The organism is Mycobacterium sp. 29Ha (genome assembly GCF_032883055.1).
GTDB classification, from domain to species: Bacteria; Actinomycetota; Actinomycetes; order Mycobacteriales; family Mycobacteriaceae; genus Mycobacterium; species Mycobacterium gallinarum.
The window spans coordinates 35,511-50,968 of the sequence record NZ_JAMQTI010000029.1 but is presented as its reverse complement, the minus strand read 5'-3'; the positions used below and the strand labels follow the sequence as shown (position 1 = coordinate 50,968).

Genomic DNA, 15,458 nt, shown 5'->3' with positions numbered 1-15,458 from the left:
TCAGGGGAGCCCGAGTTCCCTGGCGTCCGCGGTCAGATAGCGCGTCACCGTCGGTGCGAGCAGCCGCACCATTTCTTCGCCAGACAGTGTCGCCATCGGCGCTACCTTCATGACGTAGCGCAGCACCGCCGCCCCGACGAGCTGGCTCGCGGCGAGCATCGCACGAAGCCTGGCCTCATCCCCACCACCGAGCACATCGGACACCGCCGTCAGCACGTAGTTCTGCATGAAGGCACGGAAGGCGTCGTGGGCATCGGAGTTGGACGTCGCCGACTGCAGCATCGCCACCATGCTCGGACCCGTGTCGGGCGACTCCCAGATCCGCAGGTAGGTGCGCACCATGCGAGTACCGATATCGGGTTCGTCGTCGGCACCCCCGGAGAGCGCGGCAACAAGCGCGGCCGGGTCGATGATGAGCCGCAGCGCCTCTCTGAACAGGTCGGCCTTCGAGCCGAACAGGTACAGCACCATCGACGGATCCACGTTGGCGTCGTCCGCGATCGACCGCAGCGTGGTCTTCTCGTAGCCCTCTGCCGCGAACCGCACCTTGGCCGCAGCCAGAACGGCCTCCCGCGACACCGGATCTCCCTGGCGTCGCCCTCGCCGCTTCCTCGTTTTCGCTGGTGAAGGCATCTATCGACACTATCATTTCACTGACTGTTGAAATGATGACCAGCCCGCGATACGCTCACCGTGCGATTAATTCAACGATGAATGAAAAGAGGTCGGCTGATGGTCATGGAGACCGTGCCCAGGCACACCCACGCGATACCCGCGCACGAACCCCCCGCGGCGATCCGGGCGACCGGCATCATCGCGGTGCTCACTGTCGCGCTCGCCCTCGTCGCGATCGCGTTCGCGCTGCCCGCCGCGCGCACAGCGCCGCACGACGTGCCCATCGGCGTCGCCGGCCCGCAGGCGGCGAGCGGCCAAGTCGCCGCGACCCTGGAGAAGCAGGCGCCGGGCGCCTTCGCCATCACCTACTACCCCGGCGAGGCCGCACTTCGCGACGCGATCCGCCACCGCGATGTCTACGGCGGCATCTCCTTCGGCCCCGACGGGCCAAACATGTTGATCGCGACTGGCGGAAGTCCGATGATCGCGCAGATGCTCACACAGATCGGCAACGGCATCGCCCAGCACGCTGGGGTGCCGATAGCCACCGAGGACCTGGCCCCGCCGACCACCGATGATCCGCGCGGCGTCGGGCTCGCCGCGTCCGCGCTGCCGATCACACTGGCCGGACTGTTACCGGCGATCGCATTGATGTTCGCGCTCAAGCGTGAGGTGTGGACCCGTCTCATCGCGACGGTCGTGTTCGCCGGGGTGGCAGGCGTGTCGGTGGCCGCACTCCTGAAGTACGTGCTTGGTTCGATCGACGCGAACTTCTGGGGTGTGGCCGGTGGTTTGACGCTGGGGGTGCTGGCCATGGCCTTGTTCATCCTGGGGCTTGGATCATTGTTCGGTCGGGCCGGGCTGATCGGCGGGGCGGTGGTGGCGATGCTGCTGGGCAACCCTCTATCGGGCCTCAACAGCGCACCGGAGATGCTGCCCAGCGGCTGGGGTCAACTGGGGCAATGGCTGCCCCAGGGTGCGAACGCCACATTGCTGAGGTCGACGGCGTTCTTCGACGGAGCCGGCGGAACACTGCCGACCGTGGTGCTGATCTGCTGGTCGCTGCTCGGTCTGGCACTGATCGTCGCGTCGGCGCTTACTATCGAACGACGTGGGACTCGACGATCGTGACGCGCTGCGCATATTGCGCGACACCGTCGACCCCGCGTTCGGCTCCGACGAACTGATCCGTCGCTTCTACACCCGCTGGTTCGCCATCGACATGTCGGTCCGCGACCTGTTCCCCCCGGACATGACGGCTCAGCGAAAAGCCTTCGCCAAGGCGGTGACCTGGCTGTTCGGCGAACTCGTCGACCAGCGGGCCCAGGAGCCTGTGGCGTTCCTCGCGCAGCTGGGCCGCGACCATCGCAAATATGGTGTGACACAACGGCATTACGACAGCCTGCAGGACGCGCTGCTGACGACGCTGCGCACCCAGCTGATCGAACAGTGGGACGACAGGCTCGCCGAGGCCACCCACGACGCGGTGGCACTGCTCGTCGGGGTGATGCGCGGGGCAGCCGACGCCGAGAAGGGCCCGCCCTTTTGCGACGGCACGGTGATCGAACTGATCCGCGCCACCCGGGACGTCTCGGTGATCCGGTTGCAACTGGACCGTCCGCTGTACTACCACCCCGGCCAGTACGTCACCGTCCAGGTCCCGCAGTGGCCGCGGCGGTGGCGCTATCTGAGTCCGTCCATCCCCGCCGACCGCGGCGGGGGCATCGAGTTCCACGTCCGCTCGGTGCCGGGCGGCATGGTGAGTCCGGCGATCGTCGCCGAGACGAGGCCGGGTGACCGGTGGCGGATATCGAACCCACACGGCGGGATGCACATCGACCGCGACGACGGCGACGTATTGATGGTCGCGGGGGGCACCGGCCTCGCGCCGCTGCGGACGCTGATCATGGATCTCACCCGCAAGGCCGTGAACCCGCGGGTGCATCTGTTCTTCGGCGCCCGCTATCCGTGTGAGCTCTACGACCTCCAGACACTGTGGCAGGTCGCGTCGCACAACCCGTGGCTGTCCGTGACGCCGGTGTCGGAGTACAACACCGATCCGCCGTGGGCGGCCGACTTCCCCGATGTGCAACCGCCGCGCGGTCTGCACGTCCGCCAGACCGGGACACTCCCGGCGGTCGTTACGCGGTACGGCAGTTGGAGCGACCGGCAGATCCTGATCTGTGGGAGCCCGGAGATGGTCGAGGCCACCAAGGCCGCATTGCTCGCCAAAGGTGCTCCGGCCGAACGTATCCAGCACGATCCACTTGCCTGAGCCCTAGACTGTGGCGATGATGCGCGCGGCACGGATGCACGGATACAAGCAGCCGCTGGTGTTGGAAGAGATTCCGATTCCGGCCGTCGGACCCGGCGAGGTCCTCGTCAAGGTAGGCGGTGCGGGCATGTGCCGCACGGACTTTCAACTCATCGACGGCTACTTCGGCACCGACATGCCGATGCCTGCCACACCGGGGCACGAGATCGCGGGGACCATCGACCGGATCGGCGCAGAAGTGCCCGCCGCGGCTGGCCTGGCAGAGGGCGACCCGGTGGTGGTGTTCGGGCCACGCGGCGACGGCTCCTGCCGCCAATGTCACCGCGGCAACGAACACATCTGCAACCAGGGCCACTGGATCGGGTTCGGCCCCCACGGCGGCTATCAGGAGTATGTTCCCGTCGCCTACCAACAACTGATCAAGGTGAGTGGCAACCTATCGCCGCTGTCGCTGGCACCGCTGACCGATGCCGGGCTGACCCCGTACCGGGGACTGAAGAAGTTGCAGGCCGCCGGGGTGCTTGGTCCGGGAACGACGCTGGCGGTGATGGGTATCGGCGGACTCGGTGCCTACGGAGTGCAATACGCCAAGCTGCTCGGCGGCGGGGCCACCGTGGTCGCATTCGGCCGAAACGCTGAAAAGCTGGCGCTGGCAACGGAGAACGGCGCTGATCACACCATCAACATCGGCGGCAGGTCCGAGGACGAGGCGCGGGATGCACTCGAGCAGGCCACGGGCAGGCGGGAGTTCGACGCGGTCATCGAGTGTGCGGGCGCCGAGGAGAGCATCAGGCTGGCTTTCTCGCTACTGGCGACCGAGGGTGCCGTCGCCTCGGTGGGACTGGTCGGCAACCGGGTGGACATCTCGCTGTTCCCATTGGTCAGCCGCGAGTACTCGTTGTTCGGGTCGTTCTGGGGCAACTACAACGACCTCACCGAAGTGGTCGCGCTCGCCGAGGCCGGCAAGATCAAGGACTCGGTCACGCCGGTGAACTTCGAAGACGTCAACGACCACATCGATGCACTGGGCCGAGGTGACTTCGTCGGACGTGCGGTCATCGTCTACGACTAGACCGGATCTCCCGCGGTCCGCCCGTGCCGTCACGCCGCGCATCGAACCTGGCGCGCACGGTCGCGACATTTCGGGTCTCGAGGTCTTCATGTGAAGCGATCATCTGTCGATTGAATCAGGTCCGCCGGACCGTGCGAGGATCTCGTGCATGCCGGAATTCGAGCCCGTAACACTTCGCGATCCGTCGTCATCGATGACAGCCACGTTCGTACCCGACGCGGGCATGATCGGGACCTCGCTCGCCGACGGTGACGCAGAGTTCCTGGGCCAGCGTCGCGGACTGGATGCCTACGTGACCGCCGGAAAGACGATGGGCATCCCGATTCTGTATCCGTGGGCAAACCGGTTGAGCGCCAGCGACTATGAGAGTGACGGGACCGTCGTCACCCTGACTCCTGGTCAGGGGGGCGTCCGCGCCGACGAACACGGTCTGCCCATCCACGGCGTACTCGCCGCCTACCCGGGCTGGCAGGTCACCGCGCAGTCGGAGAACACGCTGACGGCGAGCGTCACCTTCGACACGCCGGAGCTGCTCGCGGCGTTTCCCTTCCCGCACGTGCTCACGCAACACGTCGCGCTGGCCGGCCGCAGGCTCACGATCGAGACCACCGTATCGCCGACGGCATCGGCGCCCGTCCCGCTGTGCTTCGGGTACCACCCGTACTTCACGATTCCCGGGGTGCCGCGCGACGAATGGCAGCTCACGACACCGACGATGCGGCATCTGCCGGTGGACGGGCGCGGCATCCCGACCGGAGAGCACGACGATTGGGAGGGGGGCACCGGGTCCTTGCAGTCCGTGACATACGACGACGGCTTCGACGAGGTAGCCAACGGTGCGGTGTTCTCACTGGCCGGTGGCGACCGTCGTGTCGACGTCGTGTTCGAAACCGGTTACCCGGCAGCACAATTGTTCGCCCCCGGTACGGACAGTCTCATCGCCATCGAGCCGATGGCGGCGCCGACCGACGCGCTGCGCCGCGGCGACTACCGCAGCGCGATGCCCGGACACCCGTCCACGGCACGCTTTTCAATCACGGTGACCTAACTCTGAAGGACGAGCGGCCGCATTTGTACGGCTATCGCCGGTGTGTCGTGTACAGACACGGCCGCTCGCGGGGTTTAGGTGTGCAACCGCCGTCCCCTAGCGTTTGTTGCGCGGCTGCCAGACCACCAGGGCCGTGCTCTTGGACCTGGGTTGGGAACGCAGTTCCTCGATCTCGCGCGCCATCTCCTGCAGGCGGCTCTGCAGCGCCTCGACCTGGTTGGTCAACTCGATGATCCGCTTGATACCCGCGAGGTTGACGCCCTCGTCCTGCGACAGCCGCTGCACCTCACGGAGCAGATCGACGTCGTGCTGCGAGTAGCGCCTTCCACCACCGGAAGTCCGCTGCGGGCTGACCAGCCCGAGCCGGTCGTACGTACGCAGGGTCTGCGCATGCATACCGGCCAACTCCGCGGCGACCGAAATCAGAAAGGTCCGCGCTTCGTCATTGGCTCGCTTGGGCATCATGCACCGGCCCAGTTCGCTCTCGGGTCGAAGCCGCTGGCCCGTTCGGCTTTCGCGTAGGCCTCCAAAGCTTCAGCGGCCTCACCCTCGACGTCCGGCGGCACCGCCACCTTGACGGTGACGAGCAGATCGCCATGTCCGCCGGAACGTTTCGGCACGCCTCGGCCACGTACCCGCAGGATCCGGCCGTCGGAGGTACCCTTCGGCACCCTCACACCGACCTTGCCTTCCAGCGTAGGCACCGAAAGCGTTGTCCCGAGCGCCAATTCGTGGAAGCTGACCGGCACGCTCACCGTGAGGTCGTCGCCGTTGCGGCCGAAGACCTTGTCCGGCTTGACGTGTACGGTCACATACAGGTCGCCTGACGGTGCGCCGCGCAGCCCGGCTTCTCCCTGGCCTGCCAGCCTGATGCGCTGGCCGTCCTCGACACCCGGCGGGATCCGCACGTTGATCGTGCGTGTCCTCGTGGTCACGCCGGTGCCCTTACATTCGTCGCAGGGGTGCTCGATGATCGAACCGCTGCCCCGGCATTCAGTGCACGGTTCGGAGAACCCGAACGCGCCCTGGTTGCGGTTGATGACACCGGATCCATTGCAGTTGGGGCACACCTTCGGGCTGGTGCCGGGCCGTGCGCCACTGCCGTGGCAGTTCGTGCACGGCGCGGGGCTGGTGAGCCGCAACGGCATCATCACGCCCTTGGTGGCCTCCAGAAACGACAACTCGGTCTCGGTCTCGAGGTCGTTGCCGCGCCGTGGCCGGCTTGCCCTCGGCTGTTGCGCTCCACGCCCGAACAATCCGCCGAACAGATCGCCGATGTTGGCTCCGCCGGTCTGGCCGGCCGCATCGAACAAATCGTTCAGATTGAACTCGCCGCCGTCGGAACTGAAACCGCCGAAATTCCCGCCGCCTCCGCCGCCGAAACGACCACGACCGAAGCCGCCGTTCGCGAAAAGCCTTCGCGTTTCGTCGTATTCCTTGCGCTTGGCCGGATCCGACAGCACTTCCTTGGCTTCCGACACGGCTTTGTACCGGTCTTCGGCCGCCTGGTTTCCGGGGTTGCGGTCGGGATGGTTCTCCGCGAGCAGCTTTCGGGCTGCTCGCTTGATCTCCTGTTCGCTGGCATCGGAGGCGACGCCGAGCTCCTTGTAGAAGTCCTTTTCGACCCATTCACGCTGGGCCATACCGCGTCACCTCCTTACGGTGTCTAGTTGTCGTCTGATTGTGGGGCCTCTGGCGAGGCGGGGTTGGGGTTATCGGCATCGGGCACGGTGTCGACGACGCCCACCAGGGCGTGTCGCACGACAAGATCGCCGACCTTGTATCCGCGACGCATGACGGTTCCCACGACGGGGTGGGTACCGTCGCCCTCGTGCTGCACGGCCTCGTGCAGGGCGGGGTCGAAATCGTCACCTTCGTCACCGAAACCCGATAGGCCAAGTCCCTCAAGGGCGGTCGCGAGCTTGTCGGCGACCGACTTCAGCGGACCGGACTCCAGGTCCCCGTGGCTGCGGGCGCGGTCGAGATCATCGAGTACGGGCAACAGTTGGGTGATCACTGACGCCTTGGCCCGGTCTGCCGTGAGCTGCTGGTCGCGGAGGGCACGCTTGCGATAGTTCGCGAAGTCGGCTTGCACCCGTTGCAGATCACTGAGCAGTTCGGCGGCTTTTCCGGCCTCCTCAGGGCTCTCGCCCGCGAACTCCCCCGGCGCCGGCCCGTCCCCCTGCCCTTCGGGCGGGCGGTTCCCCCAGGGGGCCGGGCCGGAGGATTGTTCACGGATTTCGCCGGTGTCAGGATCGATGCGCCGCTTGTCGGTGACTGTCACCGGCTCGTGCGAATCGTTCTGGCTCACTTGCGCTCCTGGTCATCATCGACCACCTCGGCGTCAACGACGTTGTCGTCGGCCGGTCCAGCCGCCGACTCACCGCCGCCGGCACCGGCGGCCTGCTCGGCCTGGGTGGCCTCGTAGAGCGCCTGACCCAGACCCTGGGCCTCGACGCCGAGCTTCTCCATCGCCGACTTGATGGCTGCGATGTCGCTGCCTTCGAGCGTCGACTTGGCCTCGGCGACCGCGGAATCGACCTTGTCCAGCGTCTCCGCAGGGATCTTCGATCCGCCTTCGGCTTCGCGCTGCTCCTTGACGATCTTCTCCGTCTGGTAGACCAGCGACTCCGCCTGGTTGCGGACGTCGGCCTCCTCGCGACGCTTACGGTCCTCCTCGGCATGCGCCTCGGCGTCCTTGATCATCTGGTCGATCTCGTCCTTGGAAAGGCCGGAGCCCTCCTGGATTCGGATCGTGTTCTCCTTGCCGGTGCCCTTGTCCTTGGCGGTCACGTGCACGATGCCGTTGGCGTCGATGTCGAACGTGACCTCGATCTGGGGCACACCGCGCGGGGCCGGCGGGATGCCGGTCAGCTCGAAGCTGCCGAGCAGCTTGTTGTGCGCGGCGATTTCACGCTCACCCTGGAAGACCTGGATCTGCACCGACGGCTGATTGTCGTCGGCCGTCGTGAAGGTCTCCGACCGCTTGGTCGGGATGGTGGTGTTGCGCTCGATCAGCTTGGTCATCACGCCGCCCTTGGTTTCGATACCGAGGGACAGCGGTGTGACGTCAAGCAGCAGAACGTCTTTCACCTCACCCTTGAGCACACCGGCCTGCAGCGCGGCGCCAACGGCGACAACCTCGTCCGGGTTGACACCCTTGTTGGGCTCCTTGCCGCCGGTCATTTCCTTGACCAGCTCGGACACCGCAGGCATACGCGTGGAGCCGCCGACCAGAACCACGTGGTCGATGTCGGCCACCGAGATACCGGCGTCGGCGATCACCGACTGGAACGGCTTGCGGGTGCGATCCAGCAGATCCTGTGTGATGCGCTGGAATTCGGCACGGGTCAGCTGCTCGTCGAGGAACAGCGGGTTCTTGTCCGCGTCGACGGTGATGTAGGGCAGGTTGATCGACGTGCCCTGCGAACTCGAGAGCTCGATCTTGGCCTTCTCGGCGGCCTCACGCAGCCGCTGCATCGCCATCTTGTCTTTGGTCAGGTCGATGCCCGAGGTGCCCTTGAACTTGTCGACGAGCCATTCGACGATGCGGTCGTCCCAGTCGTCGCCGCCCAGGTGGTTGTCACCCGAGGTGGCGCGGACCTCGACCACACCCTCGCCGATCTCCAGCAGCGACACGTCGAACGTGCCACCGCCGAGGTCGAAGACCAGGATGGTCTGTTCCTTCTCGCCCTTGTCCAGCCCATAGGCCAGCGCCGCGGCGGTCGGCTCGTTGACGATGCGCAGCACGTTGAGACCGGCGATCTGGCCGGATTCCTTGGTGGCCTGGCGCTGGGCGTCGTTGAAGTACGCGGGCACGGTGATCACCGCGTCGGTGATGTCCTCGCCGAGGTATGCCTCGGCGTCGCGCTTGAGCTTCATCAGCACCCGAGCGCTGATCTCCTGGGGGGTGTACTTCTTGCCGTCGATCTCGACGGACCAATCGGTGCCCATTTCACGTTTGACCGAACGGATCGTCCGGTCGACGTTGGTCACCGCCTGGTTCTTGGCGGGCTGACCGACCAGCACCTCGCCGTTACGCGCGAACGCGACGACGGACGGCGTGGTGCGGGAGCCTTCGGAGTTGGCTACGACGACGGGGTCGCCACCCTCCAGTACCGCGACGACGGAGTTGGTGGTCCCGAGGTCGATTCCGACCGCACGAGCCATGGTTGTTCCTCCTGAATTAGTCAATCTTTGGGTCTGAGTGCACCGCACTCAAGACTGCTCCGGCCAACCTTATCTTGTCAACCCAGACTTGAGTCAAGCACGCTCAACTGTCAGAAGGCTCAACGGCACGGCATCGGAGTTTGTTCCCGCGTCTTCCGAGGGGCGTCGCTCGACGTTATCGGGGCATTGCGGCTGATAGGACCTTCTGCCCTGCCGTCGAGGACTTTCACCAAGCGGAAAGTGACCCAAGCCGCTACCTCGTCGACGTCGACGCGAGCACCGTTCACGGTGTGGAGCGGACACATGCGATTGACGCGCGCTGGCGATCGCTGCGCGAGCCCATCCTGGTGGCACTGACCGTCTGCGCGTTGGCCGTCGGCGGCATCCTCTGGCTGATCGGACTGCGGGAGGCGGCCGACATCTGCTGGATCGTCGGGACGGCGATCGCCGTGGTACCTGCTGTGTGGTGGGTGATCTCGACGTTGCGTCAGGGACGCCTCGGGGTCGACGTGATCGCGGTGCTGGCGCTGGGCGGCACCCTGCTCGTCGGCGAGTACCTGGCCGGCGCCCTGATAGCGGTGATGCTCGCCGGTGGCCGCGCTCTCGAAGCCGCCGCGGAGCGTCGTGCCACTCATGACCTGCGCGCATTGCTCGAGCACGCGCCGCGATTCGCTCGCCGACGGTTCGGCACGGAGGTCCGGGTCGTCCCGATCGCCGACGTCGTGGTCGACGACCTGTTGATCGTCGGCCCGGGCGAGACAGTGCCGGTCGACGGACGGGTCGCCGACGCGCTGGCCGTGTTGGACGAATCCGTGCTGACCGGTGAGTCCGAGCAGGTGGAGCGCCGGTCCGGTGAGCCAGTCCGCAGCGGCGTGGTGAACGCCGGCGGCCCATTCGAGCTTCGTGCCACCGCCACCGCGAACGACAGCACCTACGCCGGCATCGTGCGGCTGGCCGAAGCCGCGCGTGTGGAGAATGCGCCGATCGTCCGGCTGGCCGACCGCTACGCGGCCTGGTTCCTGCCGTTGACGCTCGCCGTCGCCGGCGGGGCCTGGATGGCGACCGGATCGGCGGTGCGAGCGGTCGCCGTCCTGGTCGTGGCCACTCCCTGCCCGCTGCTGCTCGCGGCACCGGTGGCGATCGTGTCCGGCCTGTCGCGTGCTTCCCGCCACGGCGTGGTGATCCGCAGCGGTGGCGCGCTGGAGTCACTGGGAAGTGCGACCACCCTGGTGATGGACAAGACCGGGACGCTGACGATGGGCCGCCCGGTCGTGGTGGGTGTGCTCAACGCGCCGGGCCGAGACGGCGCGGAGATCCTTCGGTTGGCGGCGTCGGTGGACCAGATGTCGCCGCACGTGCTGGCCGAGGCGATCGTCACCGAAGCGCTGACCCGTGGCCTGCAGCCGTCGCTGCCGACCGAAGTCGACGAGCAGGCCGGCCGCGGTGTCACCGGCACCGTCGACGGTCACCACATTGAAGTCGGGAAGCTGTCCGGCCCCACCGGCGATGCGGATTGGGCCCGCGCCGCGGTGAACCGGGCGAGCCTGGATTCGGCCGCGATCGCGTGGGTGCGCATCGACGGCGAACTGGCAGGCGCCGTCTTGCTACGAGACCCGTTGCGGCGGAACGCCCCTCGCACGGTACGGCGGCTGCGAGCGGCTGGCCTCAACCGCCTGGTGATGCTGACCGGCGACCGTCCAGAACCCGCCCGCGAAGTCGCCACGGTGCTGGGACTCGACGAGGTCTACGCCCAGCAGACCCCGGCCGACAAAGTAGCCGCGGTCCGAAAGGAGAAACAGCGGGCCGGGACCGTGATGGTGGGCGACGGCGTCAACGACGCGCCCGCGCTCGCGGCGGCCACGGTGGGCGTCGCGATGGGGGCGCGCGGCGCGACCGCGTCCTCGGAAGCCGCCGACATCGTGTTGACGACGGATCGTCTGGACCGCCTCGCCGATGCGATGGACATTGCCAGGTGGTCACGGCGAATCGCCGTGCAGAGTGCGGTGGTCGGCATGGCGTTGTCGTTGGCGGCCATGGTGATTGCGTCCTTGGGCTGGTTACCTCCCGCCGCCGGCGCGCTGTTGCAGGAGGGCATCGATGTGGCCGTCATCCTCAACGCGCTTCGCGCCCTGCGCGGCAACCCCGACGTCGAGGTGGATCTACCCGCTGATACGGAGAACATGTTGCGGCGCTTCGCAACCGAGCACGACGAACTGCGCGACACCGTCGATCTCCTTCGCGACGCGGCCGACCGACTGGTCACCGGCGCCGATCGGGGCGCACTGGAATCGGTGATCCGCGCGAAGACCTTTCTCGAGGAACGGATCCTGCCGCACGAGCAGGCGGAGGAGTCGGGGCTGTATCCGGCGCTGGCCCGTCCGCTCGGAAGCGGCGAAGCGACGGCCACCATGAGCAGGACCCACGCCGAGATCCGCCGATTGTCCGACCGCATCGCAGCCCACGTCGAACTCGCCCGAGCCAGCGACGGTATCCAGTCCGACCAAATCGATGACCTACTCGCGTGCCTGTACGGGCTGCACGCGGTGCTGCGGCTGCACTTCCTGCAAGAGGAGGAGAACTACTTCACCCTCGCCGACGACGCCGTGGCCGCCGACCTGGACACCGGTGATGGCAAAGAACACCTCGCACAGAACAATTGACGCCCTCCGGCTACACCTGTCCGCGGGCTGGCAGACCTACTGGGCCGGCCGGCAGGGGCGAGCCGGCATCGCGCGGCGCCAACAGAAGCGGCTGCGCGACCTCGTCTCCTACGCACGCACGCATTCGACCTACTTTGCCGAGCGATACCGCGACGTGCCGCAGACGCTGACGGATATCACTCAACTGCCCGCGGCCACGAAGAGCGACCTGATGAGCCACTTCGACGAGTGGATGACCGACCCGGCGGTGCACCGCGACGAAGTCGAAGCGTTCATCGCCGACCCCACGAAGATCGGCCACGACTACCACGGCCGCTACGTCGTGTGCACCACGTCCGGTTCGACGGGAACGCCCACCATACTCATGCACGACCACCACGCCCTGGCGGTCTACAACGCGCTCGGCTACGTCCGATCGATGCCGATCGCAATGCTGCGGTGGGACGTCCTGTCGGCATTGATTCGTGGTCACGGGCGGCTCGCTGCGGTCTTTGTGACCGACGGTCACTTCCTGGGTAACACGATGATGGCCCGCCGCATCCGCGCCAAGCCGTGGCGCGCGCACATGCAGAAGATATTCTCCGCGCTCGCTCCCGTGAGCGAGATCGTGGCCCAACTCAACGCTTTTCAGCCCGTCGTCCTCGGCGGATATCCAAGCGCGTTGGAAGCGCTCGCCTCAGAGCAGTGCGCCGGCTCGCTCCACATCTCGCCGGTATTGGTCAACGCCGCGGGGGAAACGTTGACACCAGCGGCACGACAGCGGATCGCGTCGGCGTTCGGATGCCGCGTCGGCAATTATTACGGGACCTCCGAGGCGGTCGGTTTGACATTCGAGTGTCCGTCTCAACGCCTCCACGTGAACAGTGACTGGTACATACTGGAACCCGTAGACGAGCACAACCGACATATACCACCGGGACAACTGTCGCACGGCGCTCTGGTGACGAACCTGGCGAACCGCGTTCAGCCCATCATCCGGTACCAGATCGGGGATCGAATCGTTCTCAGTCCCGAATCATGTTCCTGTGGAAGCCCGTTCCCGATGGTCGACGTGATCGGGCGCACGGATGACACGCTCGTGTTCGCGACGGCGGGGGACAAATCGGTCCGGGTTCTGCCGTTGGCCATCGCCACGGTCGTCGAGGAAACCCCGGGCGTAGCGACCTGTCAGATCATTCAGCGTGGCCCGTCGACACTCGCGGTGCGATTCCGAGCCACCGAAGGTACCGAGGAACCCATGGTTTGGGACGTACTGCGGCGGCGCCTCGGCGACTTTCTGGCCGACCACGGCGCGACCGGCGTGTCGATCGAAAGAGACGACCTACCACCGCAATTGCATCCTCGAAGCGGTAAGTTCCGACAGGTCTACGCGGATTACCGACCGAGCGATAGCGGCGCCCAGACGGTCTGACGTCGGGCCCGTGCTTCACGTCGCGCTGGCGCGCTCGCGCTGCAACAGGTCGCGCAGCAGCGGGAACTCTGTATGCACATGCCGGTCCATGGCGCCCGCGAACGCCGGCGATAGGTACAGCCGCCACAGCGGGTCGAGCGCCCGCGCCCACCCTGTCCATCCCGCGATGATGGTGTGGCACAGGTGAACTCCGCGTTCCTGCGGCCGCAGCGTAAGGGTCAACCGGACGGGCAGCGGGAGCCTACCCCAACCGAGACGCCACACGATCTGCTCACCGGGCACGGCGGTCTCCACCTCGCCGACCATCCGCAGATGCCGCGATCCGACGTATTCGTCCATAAGCACAACGTCACCTACGTGGTCGGCGCCCCCGTGCTCGAGCACATGCAGTTCGAGGTGCGTGCCCGGCCACCACGCCTGATACCTGTCGTCGTCACACTCCAGCAGGAAGTCGGTGATCTGGCGTCCGGTGAGACCATCAACGGTCATCTGCGATTCCAGGGTCAGCATCGTCGGCTCCTTTCGGTGATTGTGCATCCCATTGACAGCCCACGCCTCGGCCGCCCGATGGGATAGGGCCCCATGTCACTTCGTTCGGCCGTGTGACTATCGGCCCTACGATCCAACGTCGCCGAAGCGCATCCTGAGCAAGCCGCACCAAAACCGGATGAGGCAGGGGGTAGAGACATGGCTGATCCATCCGAAACGGTGCCCGAGCCGACCGCCGCGGCCGCCCAGCACCGTCCTGTCAATCAGATCCTGGCGTGGACCGGCATCGCCGCCGCAGCGGTGTTCATCGTCGCGGTGGTGTTCTTCTCCGGGTTCGTCATCGGCCGCAGCACTGATCGCGAATACCACCACGACCGGTGGAACGAGATGCCCGGTCCAGGCATGATGGGTCCGAGCATGATGGGCCCCGGTATGGGCCCGCAGCCCCGCCAGACGACTCCTCCCGGCCCGTAGCCCTGCGGTCGGGCGACAGCGCGGTGCAGTTACGTGCACTGGCCGACGGCTACGCATCAGTGGCAGAATCGCCGCGATGACTGCAGCCCAGCGTGAGCGCGCCGCCCTGGTGGCGACCATGAGCGAGATCGGGCCTGACGCGCCCACCCTGTGCGAGGGATGGACGACCCGCGATCTCGCGGCGCACCTGGTGGTCCGGGAGCGCAGACTCGACGCCGCGCCCGGTATCGCGATCCCTTTCCTCGCCGGCTACACCGACAAGGTGCAGCGAAGGACCGCATCGTCCAGCGGCTGGGACGAGTTGGTGGAGAAGGTCTCGTCGGGCCCGCCACTGCTGTCTCCGTTCAAGCTTCTCGATTCGGTGGCCAACATGGATGAGATGTTCATCCATCACGAGGACGTCCGCAGGGCCCAACCCGGTTGGGAGCCAAGGTCTCTCGATGCCGAGACAATCGCGGCGCTCCGGCGCCCCGTCGGCATCATGGCCAGGCTGACCATGGGGAAAGTGCCCGCCCGAGTGACGCTACAGACACCCGAAGGCGAAACAGTGGCCGTCGTCGGCAGCGGCCCCGGGCTGACCGTCACCGGAGACATCGGCGAGCTCACGATGTTCGTCGCCGGTCGCGACGAAGCCCGGCTCACCTTCTCCGACGCCCAAGCCGCTCAAGCCGTGCGCGCCGCACGACGAGGCCTGTGAAGGGCGGCCTCGCCGCTGGGCTTCTGCTGTCCGCGGCCGTACTGGCCGGTTGCTCCACCACCGTCGAGGGCAATCCCGTCGCGTCCAGTGCCTCACCGACCGAACCGAGCTTTCCGACATCCAGGCCGACGCGAACGCCGTCGCCGAGCAGCACACCACCGTCCACACCACCGTCCACACCGCCGCCGACCGGGCTGCCCGGCGCGACGACGCTGTCGCCCGACGAATCCGGTTACGTGTTCATCGAAACGAAGTCGGGTCTGACCCGCTGCCAGATCTCCGAGGCCGAGGTCGGCTGCGAATCGCAGTTCACCAACTCCGTCGAAGTGAACGGCATGCCCGCCAACGGGGTGAACGTCACCGCCGACGGCAGCATGCGCTGGGTGGTCGGCAACCTCGGCGCCATCCCGGCCGTCACGCTGGATTACCAGTCCTACCGTGCGCTCGGCTGGACGATCGCCGCGACAGCTGACGGCACTCGGTTCACCAACGACGGCACCGGTCACGGCATGTTCGTCAACACCTCGGGCGTCGAGGTCTTCTGAAC

15 protein-coding genes are annotated in these 15,458 nt (G+C 66.7%); 9 read left to right on the top strand and 6 right to left on the bottom strand.

Annotation, left to right across the window (positions count from 1 at the left end):
- Positions 1-633 carry a TetR family transcriptional regulator gene (locus M1248_RS28220; RefSeq protein WP_317150405.1) on the bottom strand — a complete coding sequence of 211 codons (633 nt, stop codon included), beginning with the start codon at positions 631-633 and terminating at the stop codon, positions 1-3.
- Between the two features lie 99 nt (positions 634-732).
- Here M1248_RS28220 and M1248_RS28215 point away from each other — a divergent pair, with 99 nt between their 5' ends.
- From M1248_RS28215 to M1248_RS28200, 4 genes are all read left to right on the top strand, one after another.
- Entirely contained in the window at positions 733-1,746 is a 1,014-nt protein-coding gene (locus M1248_RS28215; RefSeq protein ID WP_317150404.1) for an ABC transporter permease, read from the top strand.
- Positions 1,727-2,890, top strand: coding sequence for an FAD-binding oxidoreductase (locus M1248_RS28210; RefSeq protein ID WP_317150403.1), 1,164 nt, complete (start codon positions 1,727-1,729; stop codon positions 2,888-2,890). The genes M1248_RS28215 and M1248_RS28210 overlap by 20 nt, the downstream gene beginning before the upstream one ends.
- 16 nt (positions 2,891-2,906) lie before the next feature.
- The gene (locus M1248_RS28205) at positions 2,907-3,962 is read left to right on the top strand and encodes an NAD(P)-dependent alcohol dehydrogenase (protein ID WP_232076295.1); all 1,056 of its coding nucleotides are present in this window, start codon (positions 2,907-2,909) and stop codon (positions 3,960-3,962) included.
- 148 nt (positions 3,963-4,110) lie between these two features.
- On the top strand, positions 4,111-5,010 hold the full coding sequence (locus tag M1248_RS28200) for an aldose 1-epimerase (RefSeq protein ID WP_317150402.1): 900 nt from the start codon (positions 4,111-4,113) through the stop codon (positions 5,008-5,010).
- Positions 5,011-5,106: 96 nt separating this feature from the next.
- Here M1248_RS28200 and M1248_RS28195 read toward each other — a convergent pair whose 3' ends face one another.
- From M1248_RS28195 to dnaK, 4 genes are read right to left on the bottom strand one after another with little or no spacing between them, the layout of a single operon-like run.
- A complete protein-coding gene (locus tag M1248_RS28195; protein ID WP_174262290.1) occupies positions 5,107-5,472 on the bottom strand; it encodes a heat shock protein transcriptional repressor HspR in 366 nt (121 codons plus the stop codon).
- Positions 5,472-6,653 carry a molecular chaperone DnaJ gene (dnaJ, locus tag M1248_RS28190; protein ID WP_083124045.1) on the bottom strand — a complete coding sequence of 394 codons (1,182 nt, stop codon included), beginning with the start codon at positions 6,651-6,653 and terminating at the stop codon, positions 5,472-5,474. Before dnaJ ends, M1248_RS28195 begins: the two co-directional genes overlap by 1 nt.
- 23 nt (positions 6,654-6,676) lie before the next feature.
- Positions 6,677-7,321, bottom strand: a complete 645-nt coding sequence (gene grpE / locus M1248_RS28185) for a nucleotide exchange factor GrpE (protein WP_317150401.1) — start codon at positions 7,319-7,321, stop codon at positions 6,677-6,679.
- Positions 7,318-9,180 carry a molecular chaperone DnaK gene (dnaK, locus tag M1248_RS28180; RefSeq protein WP_163734045.1) on the bottom strand — a complete coding sequence of 621 codons (1,863 nt, stop codon included), beginning with the start codon at positions 9,178-9,180 and terminating at the stop codon, positions 7,318-7,320. The genes grpE and dnaK overlap by 4 nt, the downstream gene beginning before the upstream one ends.
- 290 nt (positions 9,181-9,470) lie before the next feature.
- On the opposite strand from dnaK, the gene M1248_RS28175 reads away from it, so the two are divergent.
- Complete coding sequence (locus tag M1248_RS28175) at positions 9,471-11,840, top strand: heavy metal translocating P-type ATPase (RefSeq protein ID WP_232076292.1); 2,370 nt, start codon at positions 9,471-9,473, stop codon at positions 11,838-11,840.
- A complete protein-coding gene (locus M1248_RS28170; RefSeq protein WP_317150400.1) occupies positions 11,809-13,251 on the top strand; it encodes a phenylacetate--CoA ligase family protein in 1,443 nt (480 codons plus the stop codon). Before M1248_RS28175 ends, M1248_RS28170 begins: the two co-directional genes overlap by 32 nt.
- A 15-nt stretch (positions 13,252-13,266) precedes the next feature.
- On the opposite strand, the gene M1248_RS28165 is transcribed toward M1248_RS28170, so the two are convergent.
- Positions 13,267-13,761: a hypothetical protein gene (locus M1248_RS28165; protein WP_197905554.1), complete on the bottom strand. Its 495-nt coding sequence runs from the start codon at positions 13,759-13,761 to the stop codon at positions 13,267-13,269.
- A gap of 177 nt (positions 13,762-13,938) precedes the next feature.
- Between M1248_RS28165 and M1248_RS28160 the strand changes: the two genes are divergently transcribed.
- From M1248_RS28160 to M1248_RS28150, 3 genes are all read left to right on the top strand, one after another.
- Entirely contained in the window at positions 13,939-14,214 is a 276-nt protein-coding gene (locus M1248_RS28160; RefSeq protein ID WP_163734041.1) for a hypothetical protein, read from the top strand.
- Positions 14,215-14,290: 76 nt separating this feature from the next.
- Entirely contained in the window at positions 14,291-14,911 is a 621-nt protein-coding gene (locus M1248_RS28155; RefSeq protein ID WP_163734038.1) for a TIGR03085 family metal-binding protein, read from the top strand.
- Positions 14,908-15,456 carry a hypothetical protein gene (locus tag M1248_RS28150; RefSeq protein ID WP_163734035.1) on the top strand — a complete coding sequence of 183 codons (549 nt, stop codon included), beginning with the start codon at positions 14,908-14,910 and terminating at the stop codon, positions 15,454-15,456. Before M1248_RS28155 ends, M1248_RS28150 begins: the two co-directional genes overlap by 4 nt.
- The last annotated feature ends 2 nt before the right edge of the window (positions 15,457-15,458 follow it).

What these genes read in the sequence shown, in the direction of transcription:
- M1248_RS28160 (WP_163734041.1), top strand. Translation starts at nt 13,939, where the DNA reads ATGGCTGATCCATCCGAAACGGTGCCCGAGCCGACCGCCGCGGCCGCC.
- dnaK (WP_163734045.1), bottom strand. Translation starts at nt 9,180, where the DNA reads ATGGCTCGTGCGGTCGGAATCGACCTCGGGACCACCAACTCCGTCGTC.
- M1248_RS28165 (WP_197905554.1), bottom strand. Translation starts at nt 13,761, where the DNA reads ATGCTGACCCTGGAATCGCAGATGACCGTTGATGGTCTCACCGGACGC.
- M1248_RS28205 (WP_232076295.1), top strand. Translation starts at nt 2,907, where the DNA reads ATGATGCGCGCGGCACGGATGCACGGATACAAGCAGCCGCTGGTGTTG.
- M1248_RS28170 (WP_317150400.1), top strand. Translation starts at nt 11,809, where the DNA reads ATGGCAAAGAACACCTCGCACAGAACAATTGACGCCCTCCGGCTACAC.
- dnaJ (WP_083124045.1), bottom strand. Translation starts at nt 6,653, where the DNA reads ATGGCCCAGCGTGAATGGGTCGAAAAGGACTTCTACAAGGAGCTCGGC.
- M1248_RS28200 (WP_317150402.1), top strand. Translation starts at nt 4,111, where the DNA reads ATGCCGGAATTCGAGCCCGTAACACTTCGCGATCCGTCGTCATCGATG.
- M1248_RS28220 (WP_317150405.1), bottom strand. Translation starts at nt 633, where the DNA reads ATGCCTTCACCAGCGAAAACGAGGAAGCGGCGAGGGCGACGCCAGGGA.
- M1248_RS28155 (WP_163734038.1), top strand. Translation starts at nt 14,291, where the DNA reads ATGACTGCAGCCCAGCGTGAGCGCGCCGCCCTGGTGGCGACCATGAGC.
- M1248_RS28195 (WP_174262290.1), bottom strand. Translation starts at nt 5,472, where the DNA reads ATGCCCAAGCGAGCCAATGACGAAGCGCGGACCTTTCTGATTTCGGTC.
- M1248_RS28215 (WP_317150404.1), top strand. Translation starts at nt 733, where the DNA reads ATGGTCATGGAGACCGTGCCCAGGCACACCCACGCGATACCCGCGCAC.